Source organism: Paraburkholderia sp. NMBU_R16, assembly GCF_013282575.1.
GTDB lineage: Bacteria > Pseudomonadota > Gammaproteobacteria > Burkholderiales > Burkholderiaceae > Trinickia.
On sequence record NZ_JAAAYE010000474.1, the window covers coordinates 1 to 251 of the forward strand.

Below are 251 nucleotides of genomic sequence, written 5' to 3' on the forward strand. Positions count from 1 at the left end.
GTGCGCCAGCGCGAGGTGCTGCTTGCCGAACAGGCCGCCTGGGTGCTGCGCATGCAGAAGGCCATGGTGCAGATGAATCTGCAGCTTGGCGAGGTGCTCAAGGATGTGATGGGGATGACAGGTCAGGGGCTCTGTCGCATTAACGAGGACGAGTAGAATCGGTGCGAATTGAAACGCAGGACATCGATGATGGCAAAGACGAAGAAAGCTCGCTCAACGTTGCCCACCGGCGCGGGCAGCGTGCTGAAGCG

1 pseudogene is annotated in these 251 nt (G+C 60.2%); it reads left to right on the forward strand.

The window, feature by feature from the left end:
• Positions 1 to 138: pseudogene (locus GWC77_RS28840) on the forward strand (IS110 family transposase); the annotation flags it as partial.
• Positions 139 to 251: the final 113 nt, after the last annotated feature.